The organism is Pseudomonas sp. TH49, from assembly GCF_016650625.1.
GTDB classification, from domain to species: domain Bacteria; phylum Pseudomonadota; class Gammaproteobacteria; order Pseudomonadales; family Pseudomonadaceae; genus Aquipseudomonas; species Aquipseudomonas fluorescens_H.
On the sequence record NZ_JAEKFL010000001.1, the window covers coordinates 828,817 to 850,116 of the forward strand.

The window sequence follows — 21,300 nt, forward strand, 5'->3', positions numbered from 1 at the left end:
GGTGCTCCGATCAGATCGGCCGGCAGATCCAGTGCAAGTAACGCCCAAGCCCGGCGAAGCTTGGGTGGCGACGGTGAGCGAGCTCCATCTCCAGCAAATCCACCAGTTCGGCGCGAGCCTGGAATTCCACCGGCATGTAGTCGTGGAAAACCCGAATCCCGCTCTGGCTTTCGACCTGCCACAACCCTTCGAGTTGCGTTGCCAATTCTCGTGGATCGAGCGGCTGTTGCGGCGTCAGACTCTGCTTTTCCCCGGCCAGGGTATTCTTGCGCATTTTCTTGAAATGGCCTTTGAGCAGGTTGCGGTAGATCAGCGCATCGCGGTTATAGAACGCCAGTGACAACCAGCCACCGGGCTTGGTCAGTTGATTCAGCACCGGCAGGATCGCATGCGGTTCGGCCAGCCATTCGAGCACGGCGTGGCAGATCACCAGATCGTAGGGCTCGGTGAGCTGACCGAGCAGCTCCTGCCACGGCGCCTGAATGAACGTTGCGCTCTGCCCGGCTTCGGCGAAGCGCTGACGGGCGCCCTCAAGCATCGGCTCAGCCGGCTCGGTGAAGGTCACTTCATGGCCGCGTTCGGCCAGCCACAGCGACATGTGGCCCAGACCGCCGCCGATGTCCAGCACGCGCAGCGGTCGATCCGGCAACGCTTCGGCAAGATCGGCCTGCAATACTGCGAGGCGAATCGCACCTTTGGCACCGCCATAGATTTTTTCGGCGAAACGGGTCGCCAACTGATCGAAATGCCGGTCGCTCATCAGCTGAACCGCCGTTCGCTGTCGGCGAGCTTGTTGCGCACCACTTCATTCATGTCCAGCCCCAACTCGCTGCACAGCAGCAACAGATACAAGACGATGTCGCCGACTTCCTGCCCGGCATGCGCCAGTTTGTCCGCCGGCAACTGGCGCGACTGGTCTTCAGTCAGCCACTGGAAGATCTCCACCAGCTCGGACATTTCCACGCTGGCAGCCATGGCGAGGTTTTTCGGGCTGTGAAATTGCCGCCAGTCATTGCGGTCGCGAATGGCGTGCAGGCGTTCGGTCAGTTCAACAAGGTTCATCGGGTTCTCCTGAAGGCGTATAGCTTCGGGGGGATGCCAAACGAAGGCAAGGGGCACGCGTCGCTCCCACACAGGATTGAGGCAAACCCTCTATAGTTGCAGGGAACTCGGCCACCTGCGTTGTGGCCCAAGGCTCAGCTCTTTCATCAGGATGCACACATGCAGGTAGAAAGCTTTTTCGAATGGCTCGGCCAGGCGCTCGGTTCGGTCATCCGCTTTATCGTTGATGGCCTCAGTGGCCTGTTCAATGTGCTGAGCCATGCCGGCGGCAACTTTGTCGACGGTCTGGCCAAGACCTTGGGCATGGACACCTCGATCATCAGCATCCTCGCGCTGATCGTTGGCTTGATGCTGTTGTGGTCGGCGATTCGCGCGTTCATGAATGCGTCGATCATTGCCGGGATCATCTGGTTGCTGTTGGGGTTGTGGTTGTTGAGCTGGATCATCCACTGACACCTCTCTTCCCCTGTGGGAGCGGGCTTGCTCGCGAAAGCGTCAGATCAGTAAAAGCTGTTTTGACTGACACACTGCCTTCGCGAGCAAGCCCGCTCCCACAATAGGTCGCATGAATCGCTACAATCCCCGCTCCCCCAAGGAGCCCGCATGTCCAACCTGATCGCCGACTGGCGCGACCGCCCGACTCACCGCAAGGTCTGGGCGCTCGCTGCGCCGATGATTCTTTCGAATATTTCCGTACCGCTGGTGGCGCTGGTCGACAGCACCGTCATCGGCCATCTGCCCCATGCCCATCAGTTGGGCGCGGTGGCGGTCGGCGCCAGCCTCTACACTTTTCTTGCCTGGGCCATGGGTTTTCTGCGCATGGGCACCACCGGGTTTGCCGCTCAGGCGGCCGGGCGCAGCGATGGCGCGGCGTTACGGCAGATTCTGTTGCAGGGTTTGCTGCTGGCGCTGGGACTGGCGATCGTGCTCGGCGCTCTCGGCGTGCCGTTGAGCGGCGTGGCCCTGCATTTCATGCAGCCATCGGCAGAACTCGATCAACTGACCCGCGAGTTCTTCCACACCCGGCTATTCGGCTTGCCGGCAGCGCTGGCCAGTTACGCCCTGGTCGGCTGGTTTCTCGGCACCCAGAATGCACGGGCGCCACTGGCGATTCTGCTGACCACCAACCTGATCAACATCGCTCTCAACCTGTGGTTCGTGATAGGGCTGGAATGGGGGGTGGTCGGCTCGGCCCGGGCCTCGGTGATCGCCGAGTGGAGCGGCGCCCTGCTCGGCCTGTGGCTGACCCGTGGCGCATTGCGCGCCTATCCCGGGCACATCGCCTGGGCAGCGCTGAAGGTGTGGCAGAGCTGGCGCCCGCTGCTGGCGGTCAACCGGGACATCTTCATCCGCAGCCTGGCGCTGCAATCGGTGTTTTTCCTGATCACCGTGCAAGGCGCGCGATTGGGCGATGCCACAGTGGCGGCGAACGCCTTGCTGCTCAATGGCCTGCTGTTGACCGCGCATGCGCTGGACGGCTTGGCCCATGCGGTCGAAGCCTTGTGCGGCCACGCCATCGGCGCCCGCGACCGGCTCGCCCTGCGCCGCTCGCTGGTGGTGGCCGGTGGCTGGTCGCTGCTGGCCAGCCTCGGTTTCGCCGCGCTGTTTCTGTTGGGCGGGCACTTGTTCATCGAGATGCAGACCGACATCCAGAGCGTGCGCGACACCGCGTTCATCTACCTGCCGTATCTGGCGGTGTTGCCGCTGATTGCGGTCTGGAGCTACTTGCTCGACGGTCTGTTCATCGGCGCCACCCGCGCCCGGGAAATGCGCAACGGCATGCTGCTGACCATCGCCCTGCTGCTGCCATTCGCGTGGGCACTGCAAGGGCTGGGCAATCATGGGCTGTGGATAACGTTCCTGCTGTTCATGGTCTTGCGCAGTCTGACTCTCGGCGCCTTCGCCCTGTGGCTGCGGCGTAACGACGGCTGGTTCAGCGGCGCCACTCACTGAGTCGGTGTGTGTTTGACGAACGCCACGACCTGATCGAGTACCGGCGCCAAGCGCCGCAGCGGCCGCGACAGAGTCGCCACCAGCGTCACATGATTGGGGCGCGAGTAATACAGATCCTGCACCGGCACGCCGACCTCACGCAGTTTTTTCGCGAGGCCGGCAGTGTTGCGCGTCGGGTTGACCAGATTGTCCTTGGTCGCAGCGATCAGCAGTGCCGGAGGCTCGCCCGCCCTGACGTGGTTGATCGGCTGCGATTGCGGCGGTGAGTCCGGCCAGAAAAACACCGGGCGCACCTCGGTATTGTTGATCGGCAAAAAGTCATACGGCCCGGCCAGGCCGATCCAGCCGCTGAGGTCTTTCGACGACATGCCCACCGCCCCCAGCAGGCCGGGGTCCAGCGCCAGCATCGCGGCGTTGTAGGCGCCGGAACTGTGGCCCATCAGATACAGGCGTTGCGGGTTGCCGGCGAACTCGCGGATATGCGCGCGAGTCCAGGCCACCGCCCGCGCCGAGTCTTCAAGAAACAGCGGATAGCGCACTTGCGGGTACAGCCGATAATCCGCCAGCACCGCGACAATTCCCCGCGACGCCAGCGCCTCGCCGACAAACGCATAATCGCCGCGCTCACCGCTGTTCCAGCTGCCGCCGTAGAAGAACACCACCACCGGCGCGTCCTCCAGCAGCTGGCGCGGCACGTAGACGTCGAGTTTCTGTCGAGGATCATCGCCATAGGCAATCCCGGCGGTTTTGTGGAACGTGTCGTCGGGGGTCAGTGCATTGAGCACCTTGACCGGGGAACATCCCGTCAGCACCAGCAGCAGAAACCCGCCGAGGACTGCGCCGAACCGCTGCCACAGAGGATTTGTCATGGTGTCGCACCTCAAGATTGATCGTTCTGCCACTGTCGCCGCACATGGTCGAGCCGTTCCTGCTGGGTCAGCCCGTCCGGCACGCCTGGCAATCCCGCTCGGGGATGCTGCAAGCGTAGCCACAACCAGCCATCCAGCACGGTTCGGTCACTGAAACCCAGCGTCAGCCCCTCCTGCACATGGGAGGCCATCCGCGTGTAGTCGGTTCCGAGTGATTGGCACCAGCGCCAGATGTGGTGTTCCAACAGGCAACTTTGCAAACGTTCGCGCTGACGATGGGTAAGGCTTTCGTCGATCCCCAACGGCTCGACCGCCCACTGCGGATTGCGCAGTTGCTGCCAGCCCTGACTGCCGATGGCGAGGTCGGCCCAGGTGCCACCGAACCAGCGCATCAGCCGGATCGGCCCGAGCCAGCGGCTCAAGTCGGCGGCATCACAGGCATCGAAGAAATAACTCGCTGTCTGCCGGTTGTAGTAACCGAGCAAGGCACGGTGGTTGAGCCCGAACGAAACGCTGAGCATCCGGCGCAGGTGGCTCAGAAGTGTCTGCTGCGAAGCATCGCTGGCCAGCAGCAGACCGCGCCAGGTCTGCGGATCGCGGTGGCACAGCGCAGCCAGTGCCGGGCTCTCGTGCAACTCGACCAGCAGCGGCCCGTACTCGCTCACCGCTTGAAACTCGGTGCCCTCGAGCAGCCGCGTGCAACGTACTCCGGCGAACCCCTGACGCAGTGTCGCCAACGCCTGCTGCGCGTCGGTGCCGTCGAGCAACAGCCACTGTGCCTGCTGGGCAAACCCGACGCCGCTCAAGTGGCGCCGCCCTGATCCAGCGACGCGACCAGTCGGCAACTGCAGATCGACGCCGTGCAATGGTTGTAACTGCCGCCGCCGGGCAACAGGCACAACAGCAACAGCGGTTCGGCGGACTGGAGCCATTGCGCCAGACCCGCACTCGCCAGCACGTCCGGCAGCGCCAGTGACTCGTCGACGTCTTCGATCACCGCCGGTTCCTGCAGCACGCCACTGATCACCGGTTGATCCGGATCGCCCTCATGAAAACTCACCACCACTTCGACCCCTTCACGCAACGATGCCAGCGACGTGTCGCTCAACGCCGCCGCCAGCGGCAGCCAACAGTGGCTGGCGGCAGCGCCTTCGCCCTGGTAAAGCCAGTCAAACTGCACGGCCACCGGTCGCAGGTCGTCAGGTTGTGGTTCATCGACCGTCACCACCCAGGCACGTTGCAGGCTGTGCATCCGCGGTCGGGTACAAGTGCTCGCCAGCGGGGGGAGTGGCGCCTGGGCGGCGGCAACGATCCGATTGCTGTATGACGGCTCGCTGGCGGGGTCAGCACGATGCTCGATCCGGCTCAGCAACCAGCGGCGGTTGCACTCGGTAAACGGATGTTCGATCAGCGCCAGCCACTGCGCGCTGCGCAAGGTCGGCAGATCGCTGTGGCCGTAAGCTTTGCCGATCCGGGCGGGATGCGCGCCCGCATCCGGCGCATTCATCTCTATCTGCCAGCGTCTTACCGTCGCCGTACTCGCGCCCGTGTCCACAGACGCCACACCCGCCACGGGCAGGCGCGCAGGATCATCGGCGAAAACCACACAGTGCCCGTCGGGCCGGTGCTCGAAGTAGTAATGAATCCCGGCCTGCGCGCACAGGCGTTGCACAAACTGCAGATCCGATTCGCAGTACTGGGTACAAAAAGTGCGCACCGGGTAATCGCAGTGCAAATCAAAGCGTCGTTGCCCACCGATGATCCCGTGCTCCTTGAGCACCTGAGCGAGGATCTGCGGCACGCACTGGCCGCTGAAAATCCGCTGGCTGAACCGTAGCGCCAGGCAACTCAGCTTCGGCCCCAGCGTCACCCGGCACAGGCGGCAACCCTCAGCGTGCTCGTGCTGGACAAGACTCTGCAATTGTCCGCTCAAGCCATTGTGCAGGGGGCCGAACTGCAGGAACGCCGAGCGGAAAAGCAGACCGGCAAGGTCCAGTTGCGGATCATCGATCAACAGATCGATTGCAAAAACGAAGGGTTCGCTGATGCCCTCACTCCCGGTAAAGGCCAGCACCTCGAAGGGGTCGGGCAGCCCCGCTACATCGAGACGAAACGACGGCTCGTTGACTGATTCGAACATGGGCGGATCTCTACAGGAGGGACGGCCGGGGATTCTCGCCGAGAGCCATGGCCGAGTAGAGAGCTGAAGTACAACTTAGGAAATGACCTACGCGAAAAGCAGACCGGATGACTTCACGGGCGATGTCATGCAGTCTTTTCGCGGGGAATTTGGGAGATGTCCCACCGGGTCATCCGAATTTTCCGCAGCTTGCGGAAAAATTTCAGACAACCCGGTGCAACAGACCTGACTCAGGAAGACAGGTAGGAGGAGCGGGTCAGACCCAGACGCAAGGCATCGAGGAACTGCGTGCGCTCGCTGGCACTGATACGGGCACTGGCGCACTTGTCGCGGTAGTGGGTCATCAGTTCTTCCGGCGACAAGTGCACATAACGCAGCATGTCTTCGATGGTGTCGTGGGTCTCGATGCCAGCGTGGTACACGCTGCCATCGGCGTTCTGGTAGATGTTCACCGAGTCGGTGTCACCGAACAGGTTGTGCATGTCGCCGAGAATTTCCTGATAGGCGCCGACCAGGAACACGCCCAGCAGGTAGTCTTCACCTTCGTTCAGACCGTGCACTGGCAGGCTGGTCTCGATACTCTGCTCGTCGACGTACTGGTTGATCTTGCCGTCGGAATCGCAGGTCAGGTCTTGCAGCACGGCGCGACGCAGCGGCTCTTCGTCCAGACGATGCAGCGGGATGATCGGCAGCACCTGATCGATCGCCCAGGTGTCCGGCAGGCTCTGGAACACCGAGAAATTGCAGATGTACTTGTCGGCCAGCTTGTCGTTGAGTTCGTCGAGCACCTGACGGTGCGAACGCTGACGCGCCTTCAGCGAGTTGTGCAGGCGCCGGCACACAGCGAAGTAGCACTGCTCGGCCAGGGCTTTTTCCGCCAGGGTCAGTTTGCCGTCGGCGTACTGCGAAGCCACGTCGCTCATGTAGTGCGTGGCGCGCCAGTAAGTCTCGGTGACCATCTCGATGTCGGTCGGGCCGAGCAGGTCCACCAGCCACTGCACGGTTTCCGGCAGGTTTTCCTTGTTTTCGATCAGCGGGATTTCGTCGTTGTGTTTCTCGACGTCGGTCACCTGCACCACCAGCATCGCGTGGTGCGCGGTCAGCGAGCGGCCGCTTTCGGAGAAGATGTGCGGATGCGGCAGGCTCTGCGCGTCGCAGAATTCCTTGAGCATGCCGACCACGACACCGGCGTAGTCGTCCATGTCGTAGTTGATCGAACTGGCGTTGCGCGAGTGAGTACCGTCGTAGTCGACACCCAGACCGCCGCCGACGTCGATGTGATCGACCGGCAGGCCAAGGTTGCGCAGCTCGCCGTAGTAACGGATCGCTTCCTTGAAACCGTGCTGGTAGTCAGCCAGGTTGGCGATCTGCGAACCCATGTGGAAGTGCAGCAGGCGAATGCCCTGATCGAGGCCGGCAGCGCGGAAGCGTTCGACCACCGACAGCAGTTGCGCCGCCGACAGGCCGAATTTGGATTTCTCGCCACCGGTGTCCGCCCACTTCGAGGACGCCAGCGACGACAGGCGCACGCGCAGACCGACCTGTGGCTTGACCTTCAGCGAGGCGGCTTCTTCGATCACCAGGCCGACTTCGGATTCTTTCTCGATCACGATGAACACGTTGTGGCCGAGCTTCTGGCCCATCAGCGCCAGACGGATGAACTCGCGATCCTTGTAACCGTTACAGACGATGGTGCCGCCCTTCGGCGCCAGCGCCAGCACCGCCAGCAGCTCAGGCTTGGAGCCGGCTTCCAGACCGATGGAAACGTTCTGGGTGGCGATGATGTTCTCGATCACCGCTTCTTGCTGGTTGACCTTGATCGGGTACAGCGCGGTGTACTTGCTCTGGTATTCCAGGCGCTCGATGTTCGAGTCGAAAGCACCGGTCAGCTGACGGACACGGTCTTGCAGGATGTCGGGGAAACGTACCAGCAACGGCAGGGACAAGCCGCTCTTGCGCAGTTGGTCGACTTGTTCGAACAGGTCGATAGGCGAACTGCTCGGGCCGTTCGGACGAACTTCGACGCGACCGGCGTCATTGATCGCGAAATACCCGGCCCCCCAATGGCGAATCCCGTAAACACTGCGGCTGTCCGCAACTGTCCATTGGCTGCCATCGTCTTTACGTGTGCGTCGTACGGACATCGAAGTCCCCTATAAAGAAGTCATAGTGCGTCGCCTGATCGCAGGCCGGCGCAGTCTAAAGAATGAAAATGACGATTCGTCAGCGCGGCGGTAGACCGCGCTGACCGCGTGTAGTTTAGAAACCGGTATGAACAGGCTCTGTGAAAACCATGGAGACGACGCCGGCGCTGAGCATTTCAGAGCCGGATCAAGCCGCAGGTGGTTTTCACAGAGGCTGCTAGCCGCCGGACTTCTTCGCTTTGAAACCGAGCTTGATCAGTTCAGCCAAGAGTAGCTCGACATGATCGCCCTGGATTTCGATGATCCCGTCCTTCAACGCCCCACCGGTGCCGCAACGTTTCTTCAACGTTGTCGCCAGCTCCTTGAGGGCGTCTTCGGCCAATGGCACGCCGGTAATGGTGGTCACCGTCTTGCCGCCACGGCCCTTGCTCTCGCGACGCACGCGGGCAATGCCGTCCCCGGCCGGGATCACGGTTTGTTTGCAGATACAGGCGTCCACCGGCTTACTGCATTCCGGGCAATGACGACCTGCGTCGGTGGAAAATACCAGGCCACCAAGGGCGGCGAAGGATGCGGCTTTTTTGGCCACCGGCAATCCTCTTGGGAGGACAAAGACTGATCGCAACCTTGGGCAAGGTCATCGACCGCGAAGCCCCACTCAGGCAGGGGCAGCGCTACTGCACCGTGCGCTTCAACAAAAGCAGGTCGGTGCAGCTTGAAAAGGTCGCGCAGTGTAACGGCAAAAAGCGCAATTGCTAAGAGCCAATCGGCGCCAATTTATGAGTTCTTTGCGACGTCGCTTTGCTGAGCCTTCAGATAGCGCTTCAACGCGGCCAGAGAGTCCGGACAGTAAGGCTTTTGCTCGATTTCGCGCATCACCTGTTCGACCGGAATGAAGCGTGCTTCCAGCACTTCTTCAGGCTGCAGTTTCAACGGGCCGTCCCACACCGCGGAAAATGCCGAACACCACAAACGGTTGCCGGTGTCTTCGAAGAAGAAATGATCGTGGGCGGTCAATTCCACCCCGCTCACACCCAACTCCTCTTCCAGCTCCCGGGCTGCGGATTCGGCGTAGGTTTCATCGGCCTGCACCATGCCGCCTGCCGCAACATCCCAGTAACCGGGATAGATCGCCTTGCTCAAGGTGCGCCGATGCACGCAAAGCTCACCGGCACTATTGAACAGCATGATGTAGGTGCCGCGACCGATCAGCCCGCGTTCACGCAAATCGGCCCGCACCAAGGCGCCGAGCAGGTTGTCCTGCTCGTCGACCCAGGCGATCTGTTCGGCATCGGAGGCGGCGCGGTGGGCCGCCTCTTTGGCGCTCTCGACCATGACTCAGCCCTGATTGAGCAGTTGACGCAAATCGATCACCGCTGCGTTAGCCCGGGAAATGTAGTTGGCCATCACCAGCGAGTGGTTGGCCAGAATCCCGAAGCCGCTGCCATTGAGGATCATCGGACTCCAGACTGTCTGCTGCGAGGCCTCCAGTTCACGAATGATCTGACGCACGCTGACCGTGGCGTTCTTCTTGGCCAGTACATCGGCGAAGTCCACCTCGATGGCGCGCAACAGGTGCGACAGGGCCCAGGCCTGACCGCGAGCTTCGTAGAACACGTTGTCGATCTGCATCCAGGGAGTTTCCACGACTTCCTCATCGACCTGTGGCACCTGCCCCGGCGCCACGACTTCAGTCTTCAGCGCAGTGTTGAGCTTGACCCGACCGACACTGGCCGACAGTCGTTGCGACAACGAACCGAGACGTGTACCGACATCGCCCAGCCAGTTGTTCAGGTTGTCGGCGCGAGCATAGAACAGCGCGTTTTTCTGCGAAGGATCGGACAGGCGCGCCTGATAGCGGCTCAGGGAATTGATGCCTTCCTGATATTCCGACTCGCTCGACGGCAGGATCCAGCTCTTGTTGTCGAAGTTGAAACGCGGCTCGGCCTTGGCCAGATCGGCGTCTTCGGCCGACTGCGATTGCGAGCGGGCGAAGTCCTTGCGCAGGGCACGGGTCAAGTCACGTACCTGCACCAGCACGCCGTATTCCCAGCTCGGCATGTTGTCCATCCACAGGCCCGGCGGGAAACGGTCATTGGCGATGTAACCGCCCGGCTTGTTCAGCAAAGTACCGGCAACGGTTTTCAGGGTTTCGACCGTGGTGTAGCCGACGACCATCTGCTTGCCTTCTTTTTCGGCCGCAATCTGAGCGTTCTGCGCCACCGGGAACAGCGCCGGCTCCTCGCTCCAGTAAATGCCCAGGGCGATGGTCACCAACAGGTAAATGCCGACCAGTGTGGCCAGCGCACGGCTGAACAACAGGCCGCCGAAATAGCTGCGGGTGGCCGACTTGGGCTCGGCGGCACGTTCAGGCGCGCTGCCCGCGCGGTTCTTCCAGTCCAGCATGGCGATATCCTTTCAATCACTTGGGTTCAACGGTTCGACCACAACCATACAACAACGTGCCAAGGCCGGCACCCGCCCGTAAAGATAAGCAGCAAATCCGCGGCGCGGACGAAGCATCCGTCAGAGTCTAGGGGAATACCTGATACCGCACCCGGCAAAAATCCTTCGCCGAACGGTTTTTCAGGCACGCAAAAACCATTCAAGAGCTTTATGTCAGCCGCAGCGGAAAGTCATGTGAATGATCCCGCCAGCCACCGCATACCCCCGGCCTTCGGGGACTTGCCCGACGAACAGGTCCGTTTTGAAACCCGCCAGTCAGAAACTGAATTGTGTCGCACCGCAGATTATTGACGCACGACACTGATGTAAGGGAAAAGAGGTGCTAGCATAGAGCCACCAGTCGATCTCAGCATGCACCCTAACTAGTAGTCAGGATATGACCGAGCCAGAAGACCCCAGCCGTGAGCGCCTCAAGCACCACTTTGCCCAGCGGGTAATTCATCAGGCACGTCAGATTCTTGAGATATGGCAGCGCCTGCAACGCAGTGAGTGGTCCACCGCCGACCTCGCCGAACTGAGCGAGGCCAATCTGCGCCTGCTGCGTTTTGCCGAGCGTTTCGAGCAGCCTGAGCACACGCAACTCGCGCGTCATATCGGCCAGTCGCTGGAAGCGGTGGACGCCAATCGTGGACGCCTGAGCAGCGGCCTGATCACCGATCTCAATCGTTTGATGCAGCGCCTGTCGCGCACCGGTCTGCGCCATGGCGATCAACTCGACCAGACCTTCCTGCCGCCGCTGCGCAAACCGATCTACGTGATGTTGCAGGATTACGACCGCGCCGAGCGGCTGGCCAAGCAGCTGGAATTTTTCGGCCTCACCGCGCAGGCGCTGGACAGTGTCGCGGCGTTTCGCTCCTCGATGGTCGAGCGCTTGCCGGCTGCGATCGTCATGGACGTTGACTTCAGCGGGCCCGGCGTCGGCCTGCAACTGGCCGCCGAAGCCCAGGTCGGTCTGGAAGAACCGCTGCCGCTGCTGTTTTTCAGCCTGCACGAAACCGACACCCCGACCCGCCTCGCCGCCGTGCGTGCCGGCGGCCAGGAATTCCTCACCGGCACCCTCGAAGCGTCGAGCCTGCTGGAGAAGATCGAAGTCCTGACCTGCGTCGCCCAGTACGAACCTTATAAAGTGCTGATCATCGACGACTCCCGCGCCCAGGCCTTGCACACCGAGCGCCTGCTCAACAGCGCCGGGATCGTCACTCGCACGCTGATCGAACCGATCCAGGCGATGGCCGAACTGGCGGATTTCCAGCCGGATCTGATCATCCTCGACATGTACATGCCGGCCTGCACCGGCACCGAACTGGCCAAGGTCATTCGCCATAACGACCGCTACGTCAGCGTGCCGATCATCTACTTGTCCGCCGAGGACGATCTGGATAAACAGCTCGATGCGATGAGCGAGGGCGGCGACGATTTCCTGACCAAACCGATCAAGCCGCGACACCTGATCACCACCGTGCGCAACCGCGCTGCCCGTGCGCGCAACCTCAAGGCACGCATGGTCCGCGACAGCCTCACCGGCCTGTACAACCACACGCACATCCTGCAATTGCTCGAAGACTGCTCGTTCCGCGCGCGCCGCGAGAACAAGCCACTGAGCTTTGCCATGCTCGACATCGACCACTTCAAACGGGTCAACGACAGCCACGGCCACCCGATGGGCGACCGCGTGATCAAGAGCCTGGCGCTGTTCCTCAAGCAACGGCTGCGCAAGACCGACTTCATCGGCCGTTACGGTGGCGAAGAATTCGCCATCGTCATGCCCGACACCGATATAGAAGCGGCGCACAAAGTGCTCGACGAGATCCGCCAGCGCTTCGCCGAAATCCACTACCCGGCGCAGCCGCAGGATTTGTGGTGCACCTTCAGCGCCGGCGTGGTGGAAATGCAAGAGGACTCCGACAGCCTGATGATGGCCAGCCAGGCCGACGAGGCGCTGTACCGCGCCAAAGGTGCCGGACGCAATCGTGTACAGACCGCGTACGGATCAAAGCAAAGTGCCACTTTTTCATCGGAATCCACCGATTCGGTCATAACCCTGTAACAGAACCGCAATAAATTCAGGCGCTTACCATTTCTGCCGTTGGTAGCCGTCATGCGCCTGAAGTTGCTCACCAATCTCAACACTCTGCTGCTGGTCGCCGTCTGCGTGGCCCTCGGCGCGACGCTGTGGTGGTCGCAAAAAGCCCTGGAGCGTCCGTACCTGTTGATGGAGCGCTACCTGGGCCTGTCGCAGCAATTTCAGAATGATGTGGCGCGCAATGTCGAGGATTACCTCGCCAGTGGCGACGCCCTGCGCCTGAGCAGCGCCAGCCAGGCCATCGACGGCTTGCAGAAGGAACTCGGCGAACTGCCACCGGCACTGGCCGAGACCCTGCGCCCGAGCCTGTCGAGCCTCGAAGAATTCAGCAAAACCGACCTGCTCGCAGCCGGCAAACTGGCCGGTGATCCGCAGGCACTGCTGTTGCAGGCCGAACGTGAACTGAGCGCCAGCCTCGATCAGCTCAGCACCTACGCCAATGGCAACGCGACGTACCTGACACCCCTGCTCACCGCCTCGCAGCATCTGGGCAAGCTGTCGCTGGCCCGCGACAAACTGGTCAGCAGCGGCCGCAGTGAACTGGCCGCCGACGTCGAGCGCGAGGTCAGCAACATCCGCGCTCAGGCGCAGGTGATCGATGCCCTGCCCCTGCTCGGCGTGGTCGCCAAGAACGAATCCGGCAGCGATGACTTTGCCGCCATGATGGGCATCGAAAGCAACGAAAAAGCCGCCGCCGAAGACGCTGGTGTCAGCCTCAAGCGTGAACTCAACAGCCTGCTGGGGCGCTATCCGGCGGAGCTGGAACGCACCCGCGAGCAGATCCAGAAACGCACCGACCTGAGCACCGCCACCCACCTGAAGATCGCCGCCGTGCAGCAGGCCATCGCCGGCCTCGAACCGGTGGTGCGCGCGCAGCACGGGCAGATCCAGGGCGAAGTGCGCCTGATGCAGGGCGTGATGATCGGCCTGATTCTGCTGATCGCCCTGCTGATCGACACCCTGCAGCGGCGCCTCGCCCGCACCCTGACCAACCTCGCCCCGGCGCTGTCGACCTGGGCCGAGGGCGACTTCAGCAACGACATTCATTTGGGCAAGACCAACCGCGAGCTGCACGACATCGAAGCGTCGCTCAATCGCTTGCGCGCCTATCTGGTGGATCTGGTCGGCACGATTCGCGGCAATGCCGAACAAGTCGCCGGCAGCAGCCGTACCCTCGCCGAACTGAGCAACGAGCTGCACAGCGGCGCCGAACATCAGGCCGGCGATACCGCGTTGATCCGCGACTCCCTCGGCGAACTGGAGGCGACCATTCAGCAAGTGGCCGGTGATGCGCGCCAGGCCGCGGACGCCAGCCGCCATGCTGGGCTGGCGGTCGAACATGGACAGACCGTGATCGGCCAGAGCCTCACCGGGCTGCACGCACTGGTCGGCGAGGTGCAAGGCAACGCGCAGATGATCGAGCACCTGGCCGAAGAGTCGGCGACCATTGGTGGCGTGCTGACGGTGATCCGTTCGATTGCCGACCAGACCAACCTGCTGGCCCTGAACGCAGCGATCGAAGCGGCGCGTGCCGGGGAAATGGGCCGTGGTTTTGCGGTGGTGGCCGAAGAGGTGCGCTCACTGGCGCAACGCACGGCCGGCGCGACGGCGGAAATCCAGACGCTGATCGCCGGCCTGCAAACTGCCGCCCGACAATCGGTCGAAGGCATGCGCGCGCAGGTCGAACACGCCGAAGCCACGGCCAATCAGGCGCAGGCGGCGGACGGCGCGCTGGATAAAATCGTCGGTGCGATCCAGACCATTTCCGATACGGCGATCCGCATCGCCGACATCACCGCCCAGCAAAGCGGCGCGGTCAGCGAGATCCGCGATCACAGCGAGCGGATTCATCAATTGGGCGGGGATAACCTGCTGCGCATCGGCGAAGGCCGCGAACAGGGCGAGAACCTGCTGGTATTGGGCGGACAACTGCATACCGCCGTGCAAGCCTTCCGCGTCTGAAAAATCGCCTTCGCGAGCAAGCCCGCTCCCACATTGGAATGCGTACCCCTGTGGGAGCGGGCTTGCTCGCGAAGGCGGTATTGCCGTCACCACAAATGACCGGATCAAATTACTCAGTCACAAATTTCGCGTAAACATCGGTCATCGTGCTGGCTATTGCAGAGAACTGGACAGTCACAAAGTCTTTGCGGCATAGTCGCCGGGTTCTGACGACTGCTCATTCATAACAAGGAACACGCAGATGGCAACGCTACTGGTGCTGCACGGCCCCAACCTGAACCTGCTCGGCACCCGCGAACCCGGCACCTACGGTTCAACGACCCTGGCGCAGATCAATCAGGATCTGGAGCGCCGCGCCCGTGAAGCCGGCCATCATCTGCTGCACCTGCAAAGCAACGCCGAGTACGAATTGATCGACCGCATCCATGCCGCTCGCGGCGAAGGTGTCGATTTCATTCTGATCAATCCAGCAGCTTTTACGCACACAAGCGTCGCATTACGTGACGCGCTGCTGGGAGTGAGCATCCCATTCATCGAAGTGCATTTGTCCAACGTGCACAAGCGCGAACCTTTCCGCCATCACTCTTACTTCTCCGATGTAGCGGTGGGAGTGATCTGCGGCCTTGGCGCCAGCGGTTACCGACTGGCCCTGGAGGCCGCACTAGAGCAGCTTGAAACACAGGCAACAGCTTGAACCACAAGCGTTAAACGCCCCTGACCGACCCTTGGGAGTTGATGATTCATGGATATCCGTAAAGTTAAGAAACTGATCGAATTGCTGGAAGAGTCCGGCATCGACGAGCTCGAGATCAAGGAAGGCGAAGAGTCCGTACGTATCAGCCGTCACAGCAAGACCCCGGCTCAGCAGTACTACGCTCCGGCGCCGATGCAGGCTCCGGCCGCTGCACCTGCCGCCGCTGCCGCTCCAGTGGCTGCCGCCGCTCCGGCTGCCGCTGCTGCTCCAGCACTGAACGGCACCGTGGCCCGCTCGCCAATGGTAGGCACCTTCTACCGTAAATCTTCGCCAACCTCGCCAGCCTTCGTTGAAGTCGGCCAGACCGTGAAGAAAGGCGACACCCTGTGCATCGTCGAAGCCATGAAGATGATGAACCACATCGAAGCTGAAACCAGCGGTGTGATCGAATCCATCCTCGTCGAAGACGGCCAGCCGGTTGAGTACGACCAACCGCTGTTCACCATCGTTTGAACTGCGGAGAGCCTTTGATGACTGCGAAGTTGGAAAAAGTTCTGATCGCTAACCGCGGTGAGATCGCCCTGCGGATTCTGCGTGCCTGCAAAGAGATGGGCATCAAGACCGTCGCCGTTTACTCCAAGGCCGACAAAGAGCTGATGCACCTGGGTCTGGCAGACGAATCCGTCTGCATCGGCCCGGCTTCTGCCGCTCAGTCCTACCTGCACATCCCGGCCATCATCGCTGCCGCTGAAGTGACTGGCGCCACCGCCATTCACCCAGGCTACGGTTTCCTCGCGGAAAACGCCGATTTCGCCGAGCAGGTCGAGAACTCCGGCTTCGCCTTCATCGGCCCGAAAGCCGACACCATTCGCCTGATGGGCGACAAGGTATCGGCCAAGCACGCGATGATCGAAGCCGGCGTGCCAACCGTTCCAGGTTCCGACGGCCCGCTGCCGGAAGACGAAGAAACGGCACTGCGCATCGGTCGTGAAGTCGGCTATCCGGTGATCATCAAAGCCGCTGGCGGCGGTGGTGGTCGCGGCATGCGCGTGGTGCACAAGGAAGAAGACCTGATCGCCTCGGCAAAACTGACCCGCTCCGAAGCTGGCGCGGCGTTCGGCAACCCGATGGTCTATCTGGAAAAATTCCTGACCAACCCGCGTCACGTCGAAGTTCAGGTGCTGTCCGACGGCCAGGGTCACGCCATCCATCTGGGCGACCGCGATTGCTCGCTGCAACGCCGTCACCAGAAGGTTCTCGAAGAAGCGCCGGCACCGGGCATCGACGAGCAGGCGCGCCAGGAAGTTCTGGCTCGCTGCGTCAAGGCGTGCATCGACATCGGCTACCGTGGCGCCGGCACGTTCGAGTTCCTGTACGAGAACGGTCGTTTCTACTTCATCGAAATGAACACCCGTGTTCAGGTGGAGCACCCGGTTTCGGAAATGGTCACCGGTATCGACATCGTCAAGGAGATGCTCAGCATCGCCGCTGGCAACAAGCTGTCGTTCACTCAGGATGACGTGGTTATCCGCGGTCACTCGCTGGAGTGCCGGATCAACGCTGAAGACCCGAAAACCTTCATGCCGAGCCCGGGCACGGTCAAGCATTTCCACGCCCCAGGCGGTAACGGCGTTCGCGTCGATTCGCACCTGTACAGCGGTTATGCGGTTCCGCCGAACTACGACTCGCTGATCGGCAAGCTGATCACTTACGGCGCCACCCGCGACGAAGCCATGGCCCGCATGCGCAATGCCCTGGACGAAATCGTGGTAGACGGGATCAAGACCAACATCCCGCTGCACCGTGATCTGACCCGCGACGAAGGCTTCTGCAAAGGGGGCGTGAACATTCACTACCTCGAGCACAAGCTGGCTGGCGAGAAGCACTAAGCTTCAGCCCGCACCTGACAAAGCCGCCTTCGGGCGGCTTTGTTGTTTCTGCAGATTACATAAACCCCTGTGGGAGCGGGCTTGCTCGCGAATGCGGTGTATCAGATACATTTATTTGTCTGGCACAGCGCCTTCGCGAGCAAGCCCGCTCCCACAGGGTCAAATGCAGCTCCCACAAAACCTGCGCGCTCGCGTAAACTTGCGCGCTTCTCGCTGGCCGCTAGGCTGCAATCATATTTTTTCAAAGGTGCCCGCCATGCCTTGGCTGCAAGTACGTCTCGCCATCAGCCCGGAACAAGCCGAAACCTACGAAGACGCTTTCCTTGAAGTCGGCGCCGTTTCGGTGACCTTCATGGACGCCGAAGATCAGCCGATCTTCGAGCCGGAACTCAACACCACCCCACTGTGGGCGCACACGCACCTGCTGGCCCTGTTCGAGGGCGGCACCGAGCCTGCGCCGGTACTCGCGCACCTGGAACTGCTGACCGGCAGCCCGCTGCCCGAGCATCACAGCGAAGTCATCGAAGACCAGGACTGGGAACGCAGCTGGATGGACGGTTTCCAGCCAATGCGTTTCGGTCAGCGCCTGTGGATCGTGCCGAGCTGGCACGCCGCGCCCGAGCCTGATGCGGTCAACCTGCTGCTGGACCCGGGCCTGGCGTTCGGCACCGGCACCCACCCGACCACCGCACTGTGCCTGGAATGGCTCGACGGCCAGGACCTGAAGGACTGCAACGTGCTGGACTTCGGCTGCGGCTCGGGGATTCTGGCGATTGCCGCCCTGCTGCTCGGCGCGAAAGAAGCGGTCGGCACCGACATCGACGTGCAGGCGCTGGAAGCCTCGCGCGATAACGCCGGGCGCAACAACATCGCCGATGAGCTGTTCCCGCTGTACCTGCCGGAAGATCTGCCGCAGGTCAAAGCCGACGTTCTGGTCGCCAACATTCTGGCCGGCCCGCTGGTTTCCCTGGCGCCGCAGCTGTCCGGCCTGGTGAAAACCGGCGGTCGTCTGGCACTGTCAGGCATCCTCGCCGAACAAGGTGAAGAAGTCGCTGCAGCCTATGCGCAGGACTTCGATCTCGACCCGATCGCCAATCGCGATGGCTGGGTGCGTATCACCGGCCGCCGGCGCTAGAATGACCGCCTGCATAATCCGGATCGCCGCATGACTGACAGCTTCGTCACCCAGTGCCCGCATTGCCAAACCAGCTTCCGCGTCAGCCATGCTCAATTGAGCGTGGCCCGCGGGGTGGTTCGCTGTGGCGCCTGCCTGCAAGTGTTCAATGCCGCCAAACAGCTGCTGGAACAACACGCCGGCAAGGACGCGGTGACCCCGGTGGCACCGGCCATGGTCGAGCCAGTACCGTCTCAGCCGGTGGTCAGCGAGCCGCCGCCGGTGGTCGAAGCGCCCGTCAACGACGAACCACCCGCGCCGCGCGCCATCAGCCAGAAGCAATGGAGCGCCAACGAGCTGGACCTGGACAGCCTCGATCTGGACGAAGAACTCGCCCGGCTCGAACAACGGGAAATCCAGCCGACCACCGAATTCGGTCGTCAGCGCGAAGAGTCCCTGAGCGCCCGCCGCGACAGCCACGAAAGCGATGAAACGGAGTGGCGCGACAGCCTGTTCAGCGCACGCGACGATGAGCGTCTGCCCGAGCCCGAAGCTGCAGCCGAGCCTGAGATCGTCGAAGCCGAACCACTGAAAACCACGCGCACCGAGCCTTCGTTGTCGCTGGAGCCGGTGGATCTGGACGACGAGCCGCCGATCCCGCAACTGCGCCTGCACGACCCGATCGACCCGAATACCCGCCGCGAACGCCTGTCGGCCAACGTCGAACCGGACGATGACGACTTGCCATCGGTTGCACCGCTGCGCAAAAAACGTCAACGTGCCGAACCCGGCGTACGCGCTGAAGTGCTGCAGGACCTGACCGACGACCCGCTGCAACTGGACTGGCAGAAACGCCGCTCGCCCTGGGGCCGACGCCTGCTCTGGAGCTTGCTGGTGCTGTTGGCCGCCGCCGGTCTGGCCGGCCAGTACATCGCCTATCATTTCGATGAATTGGCGCGCCAGGATCAGTACCGCCCATGGTTCCAGCAGTTCTGTCCGCAGATCGGCTGCTCGGTGCCGTCCAAGGTCGACATCGGCAAAATCAAAAGCAGCAATCTGGTGGTGCGCAGCCATCCGGAATTCAGCGGGGCTCTGGTGGTGGATGCGATCATCTACAACCGCGCGACGTTCTCCCAGCCGTTTCCGCTGCTGGAACTGCGCTTCGCCGACCTCAACGGTCATCTGATCGCCAGTCGTCGCTTCAAACCCGGCGAATACCTCAACGGCGACCTGGAGGGCATGGCGGAAATGCCGCCGCAAACGCCAATCCACATCGCGCTGGATATTCTCGATCCAGGCCCCAAAGCGGTGAATTACAGCCTGAGTTTCCACTCGCCCGAGTGAATCGCTTCATCGCTTCAGGTTTGACGGCAGTTTTCTGACTTCGTCCGCGGCAACCAAACCGCTGGCAATAACAGAATAACTGTTCAGATTTTGTTCAATTCAGCCTTTATCCAGTCATCGAGAGCGGGTATCATGCCAACCCTTTTTCGAACTCTCATGATCCGGCCCCACTTCAGGGAAGTCCTATGTCGGCGGTACGCATCGGCCCATATACATTGCAGAACGGTTTGATTCTCGCCCCGATGGCGGGCGTCACCGACCAGCCCTTTCGTCAGCTGTGCAAGCGTCTGGGCGCAGGGCTTGTAGTCTCGGAAATGGTCACCAGTGACATGAGCCTGTGGAACACCCGCAAGTCGCGCATGCGCATGATCCACGAAGGCGATCCCGAGCCACGCTCGGTGCAGATTGCCGGTGGCGATGCGCAGATGCTGGCGGATGCGGCACGGGCCAACGTCGAACTGGGCGCGCAGATTATTGATATCAACATGGGTTGCCCGGCGAAGAAGGTCTGCAACAAGGCCGCCGGCTCCGCGCTATTGAAAGACGAAGCACTGGTTACCGAGATCCTGCAGGCCGTGGTCGCTGCAGTGGATGTGCCGGTGACCCTGAAGATCCGCACCGGATGGGATCGCGACAACAAGAACGGCCTGACCGTGGCGAAGATCGCCGAGCAGGCCGGGATCACCGCGCTGGCAGTGCATGGCCGCACTCGCGCCGATCTGTACACCGGCGAAGCCGAGTACGACACGATTGCCGCGATCAAGCAGGCGGTGTCGATGCCGGTGTTTGCCAATGGCGATATCGATTCGCCGGAAAAGGCCCGTTACGTGCTTGACGCGACCGGTGCCGATGGCCTGCTGATAGGCCGGGCTGCCCAGGGGCGGCCATGGATTTTTCGCGAGATCGAACACTTCCTGCGTACCGGCGAGAAATTGCCGGCGCCGGAGCTGAGCGAAGTGGAACGCATCCTGCTGGAGCATCTGGCCGCACTTCACGCCTTCTATGGGGATGTGATGGGTGTCCGTATTGCCCGCAAGCATGTGGGCTGGTATCTCGCAACCTTGCCGGGCGCCAGGGAGTTTCGCGCCCACTTCAATCGTTTGGATGGTACGGAAACACAATGCGCCAACGTTCGGGAGTTTTTCGCCGAGCGTTACAAGAGCCTGACAGGGGACGAAGAAGGGGTGGCCGCATGACGATGATGACCGAGACTTTAGTGAGTGGAACAGCACCCGTGAGCGACAACGTGAATTTGAAACAGCACCTCAATACCCCGAGCGAAGAAGGTCAGACCCTTCGCGGGAGTGTCGAGAAGGCGCTGCACAATTATTTCGCCCACCTTGAGGGCGCGTCCGTCACGGATGTGTACAACCTGGTGCTCTCCGAAGTCGAGGCTCCCCTGCTCGAAAGCGTGATGAACTACGTCAAGGGCAACCAGACCAAGGCCAGCGAGCTGCTCGGACTCAACCGCGGCACGCTGCGCAAGAAACTCAAGCAGTACGATCTGCTGTAAGCATTCAATCAAACCAGAAAGGCGCCCGCGTAAAACCGGTCGCCTTTTTTGCTGACTTCCTTTGCTT

At 61.8% G+C, this 21,300-nt stretch carries 19 protein-coding genes and 1 pseudogene; 11 read left to right on the forward strand and 9 right to left on the reverse strand.

Annotation, left to right across the window (positions count from 1 at the left end; genetic code table 11):
* Nucleotides 1-10: 10 nt before the first annotated feature.
* Nucleotides 11-760, reverse strand: a complete 750-nt coding sequence (locus JFU48_RS03895) for a methyltransferase (RefSeq protein WP_201135896.1) — start codon at nucleotides 758-760, stop codon at nucleotides 11-13.
* A complete protein-coding gene (locus JFU48_RS03900) occupies nucleotides 760-1,062 on the reverse strand; it encodes a MazG-like family protein (RefSeq protein ID WP_103520865.1) in 303 nt (100 codons plus the stop codon). The genes JFU48_RS03895 and JFU48_RS03900 overlap by 1 nt, the downstream gene beginning before the upstream one ends.
* 159 nt (nucleotides 1,063-1,221) lie before the next feature.
* On the opposite strand from JFU48_RS03900, the gene JFU48_RS03905 reads away from it, so the two are divergent.
* Both JFU48_RS03905 and JFU48_RS03910 read left to right on the forward strand, forming a co-directional pair.
* Complete coding sequence (locus JFU48_RS03905) at nucleotides 1,222-1,515, forward strand: hypothetical protein (RefSeq protein WP_003221294.1); 294 nt, start codon at nucleotides 1,222-1,224, stop codon at nucleotides 1,513-1,515.
* 150 nt (nucleotides 1,516-1,665) lie between these two features.
* Complete coding sequence (locus tag JFU48_RS03910; RefSeq protein ID WP_103520864.1) at nucleotides 1,666-3,015, forward strand: MATE family efflux transporter; 1,350 nt, start codon at nucleotides 1,666-1,668, stop codon at nucleotides 3,013-3,015.
* On the opposite strand, the gene JFU48_RS03915 is transcribed toward JFU48_RS03910, so the two are convergent.
* The 7 genes from JFU48_RS03915 to JFU48_RS03945 form a co-directional block, all read right to left on the reverse strand.
* On the reverse strand, nucleotides 3,009-3,884 hold the full coding sequence (locus tag JFU48_RS03915; RefSeq protein WP_201135897.1) for an alpha/beta hydrolase: 876 nt from the start codon (nucleotides 3,882-3,884) through the stop codon (nucleotides 3,009-3,011). The genes JFU48_RS03910 and JFU48_RS03915 overlap by 7 nt on opposite strands.
* Nucleotides 3,885-3,895: 11 nt before the next feature.
* Complete coding sequence (locus tag JFU48_RS03920) at nucleotides 3,896-4,690, reverse strand: DUF4123 domain-containing protein (protein ID WP_201135898.1); 795 nt, start codon at nucleotides 4,688-4,690, stop codon at nucleotides 3,896-3,898.
* Nucleotides 4,687-6,024 carry a type VI secretion system Vgr family protein gene (locus JFU48_RS03925; RefSeq protein ID WP_201135899.1) on the reverse strand — a complete coding sequence of 446 codons (1,338 nt, stop codon included), beginning with the start codon at nucleotides 6,022-6,024 and terminating at the stop codon, nucleotides 4,687-4,689. The genes JFU48_RS03920 and JFU48_RS03925 overlap by 4 nt, the downstream gene beginning before the upstream one ends.
* A 230-nt stretch (nucleotides 6,025-6,254) precedes the next feature.
* The gene (gene speA, locus JFU48_RS03930; RefSeq protein WP_003221289.1) at nucleotides 6,255-8,168 is read right to left on the reverse strand and encodes an arginine decarboxylase; all 1,914 of its coding nucleotides are present in this window, start codon (nucleotides 8,166-8,168) and stop codon (nucleotides 6,255-6,257) included.
* Between the two features lie 217 nt (nucleotides 8,169-8,385).
* The gene (locus JFU48_RS03935) at nucleotides 8,386-8,757 is read right to left on the reverse strand and encodes a translation initiation factor Sui1 (protein ID WP_003221288.1); all 372 of its coding nucleotides are present in this window, start codon (nucleotides 8,755-8,757) and stop codon (nucleotides 8,386-8,388) included.
* 188 nt (nucleotides 8,758-8,945) lie between these two features.
* On the reverse strand, nucleotides 8,946-9,503 hold the full coding sequence (locus JFU48_RS03940) for an NUDIX hydrolase (protein WP_003221287.1): 558 nt from the start codon (nucleotides 9,501-9,503) through the stop codon (nucleotides 8,946-8,948).
* A 3-nt stretch (nucleotides 9,504-9,506) separates the two neighbouring features.
* On the reverse strand, nucleotides 9,507-10,574 hold the full coding sequence (locus JFU48_RS03945) for a DUF2333 family protein (RefSeq protein ID WP_003221286.1): 1,068 nt from the start codon (nucleotides 10,572-10,574) through the stop codon (nucleotides 9,507-9,509).
* A 436-nt stretch (nucleotides 10,575-11,010) separates the two neighbouring features.
* On the opposite strand from JFU48_RS03945, the gene gcbA reads away from it, so the two are divergent.
* The 9 genes and pseudogenes from gcbA to fis all read left to right on the forward strand — a co-directional run bounded on the left by gcbA (nucleotide 11,011) and on the right by fis (nucleotide 21,233).
* Nucleotides 11,011-12,681, forward strand: a complete 1,671-nt coding sequence (gene gcbA / locus JFU48_RS03950; protein WP_201135900.1) for a diguanylate cyclase GcbA — start codon at nucleotides 11,011-11,013, stop codon at nucleotides 12,679-12,681.
* A gap of 1,491 nt (nucleotides 12,682-14,172) precedes the next feature.
* A pseudogene (locus JFU48_RS30465) lies at nucleotides 14,173-14,679 on the forward strand (methyl-accepting chemotaxis protein); the annotation flags it as partial.
* A gap of 241 nt (nucleotides 14,680-14,920) precedes the next feature.
* Nucleotides 14,921-15,373 (forward strand): type II 3-dehydroquinate dehydratase, encoded by a 453-nt coding sequence (aroQ, locus tag JFU48_RS03960; protein WP_003221283.1) that lies wholly within the window; start codon nucleotides 14,921-14,923, stop codon nucleotides 15,371-15,373.
* Between the two features lie 48 nt (nucleotides 15,374-15,421).
* Entirely contained in the window at nucleotides 15,422-15,886 is a 465-nt protein-coding gene (accB, locus tag JFU48_RS03965; protein ID WP_024164417.1) for an acetyl-CoA carboxylase biotin carboxyl carrier protein, read from the forward strand.
* 17 nt (nucleotides 15,887-15,903) lie between these two features.
* Entirely contained in the window at nucleotides 15,904-17,262 is a 1,359-nt protein-coding gene (gene accC / locus JFU48_RS03970; protein WP_045122275.1) for an acetyl-CoA carboxylase biotin carboxylase subunit, read from the forward strand.
* 256 nt (nucleotides 17,263-17,518) lie between these two features.
* Nucleotides 17,519-18,397, forward strand: coding sequence for a 50S ribosomal protein L11 methyltransferase (gene prmA, locus JFU48_RS03975; RefSeq protein ID WP_027613592.1), 879 nt, complete (start codon nucleotides 17,519-17,521; stop codon nucleotides 18,395-18,397).
* A 30-nt stretch (nucleotides 18,398-18,427) separates the two neighbouring features.
* Entirely contained in the window at nucleotides 18,428-19,720 is a 1,293-nt protein-coding gene (locus tag JFU48_RS03980) for a DUF3426 domain-containing protein (protein ID WP_201135901.1), read from the forward strand.
* Between the two features lie 185 nt (nucleotides 19,721-19,905).
* Nucleotides 19,906-20,916 carry a tRNA dihydrouridine synthase DusB gene (gene dusB / locus JFU48_RS03985; RefSeq protein WP_003221277.1) on the forward strand — a complete coding sequence of 337 codons (1,011 nt, stop codon included), beginning with the start codon at nucleotides 19,906-19,908 and terminating at the stop codon, nucleotides 20,914-20,916.
* Nucleotides 20,913-21,233 carry a DNA-binding transcriptional regulator Fis gene (fis, locus tag JFU48_RS03990; protein WP_003221275.1) on the forward strand — a complete coding sequence of 107 codons (321 nt, stop codon included), beginning with the start codon at nucleotides 20,913-20,915 and terminating at the stop codon, nucleotides 21,231-21,233. The genes dusB and fis overlap by 4 nt, the downstream gene beginning before the upstream one ends.
* Nucleotides 21,234-21,300 lie beyond the last annotated feature (67 nt).

Bases quoted from the DNA above. Each gene is read 5' to 3' on its own strand.
- JFU48_RS03895 (WP_201135896.1), bottom strand. From the start codon at position 760: ATGAGCGACCGGCATTTCGATCAGTTGGCGACCCGTTTCGCCGAAAAA.
- JFU48_RS03900 (WP_103520865.1), bottom strand. From the start codon at position 1,062: ATGAACCTTGTTGAACTGACCGAACGCCTGCACGCCATTCGCGACCGC.
- JFU48_RS03905 (WP_003221294.1), top strand. From the start codon at position 1,222: ATGCAGGTAGAAAGCTTTTTCGAATGGCTCGGCCAGGCGCTCGGTTCG.
- JFU48_RS03910 (WP_103520864.1), top strand. From the start codon at position 1,666: ATGTCCAACCTGATCGCCGACTGGCGCGACCGCCCGACTCACCGCAAG.
- JFU48_RS03915 (WP_201135897.1), bottom strand. From the start codon at position 3,884: ATGACAAATCCTCTGTGGCAGCGGTTCGGCGCAGTCCTCGGCGGGTTT.
- JFU48_RS03925 (WP_201135899.1), bottom strand. From the start codon at position 6,024: ATGTTCGAATCAGTCAACGAGCCGTCGTTTCGTCTCGATGTAGCGGGG.
- speA (WP_003221289.1), bottom strand. From the start codon at position 8,168: ATGTCCGTACGACGCACACGTAAAGACGATGGCAGCCAATGGACAGTT.
- JFU48_RS03940 (WP_003221287.1), bottom strand. From the start codon at position 9,503: ATGGTCGAGAGCGCCAAAGAGGCGGCCCACCGCGCCGCCTCCGATGCC.
- JFU48_RS03945 (WP_003221286.1), bottom strand. From the start codon at position 10,574: ATGCTGGACTGGAAGAACCGCGCGGGCAGCGCGCCTGAACGTGCCGCC.
- gcbA (WP_201135900.1), top strand. From the start codon at position 11,011: ATGACCGAGCCAGAAGACCCCAGCCGTGAGCGCCTCAAGCACCACTTT.
- aroQ (WP_003221283.1), top strand. From the start codon at position 14,921: ATGGCAACGCTACTGGTGCTGCACGGCCCCAACCTGAACCTGCTCGGC.
- accB (WP_024164417.1), top strand. From the start codon at position 15,422: ATGGATATCCGTAAAGTTAAGAAACTGATCGAATTGCTGGAAGAGTCC.
- accC (WP_045122275.1), top strand. From the start codon at position 15,904: ATGACTGCGAAGTTGGAAAAAGTTCTGATCGCTAACCGCGGTGAGATC.
- prmA (WP_027613592.1), top strand. From the start codon at position 17,519: ATGCCTTGGCTGCAAGTACGTCTCGCCATCAGCCCGGAACAAGCCGAA.
- JFU48_RS03980 (WP_201135901.1), top strand. From the start codon at position 18,428: ATGACTGACAGCTTCGTCACCCAGTGCCCGCATTGCCAAACCAGCTTC.
- dusB (WP_003221277.1), top strand. From the start codon at position 19,906: ATGTCGGCGGTACGCATCGGCCCATATACATTGCAGAACGGTTTGATT.
- fis (WP_003221275.1), top strand. From the start codon at position 20,913: ATGACGATGATGACCGAGACTTTAGTGAGTGGAACAGCACCCGTGAGC.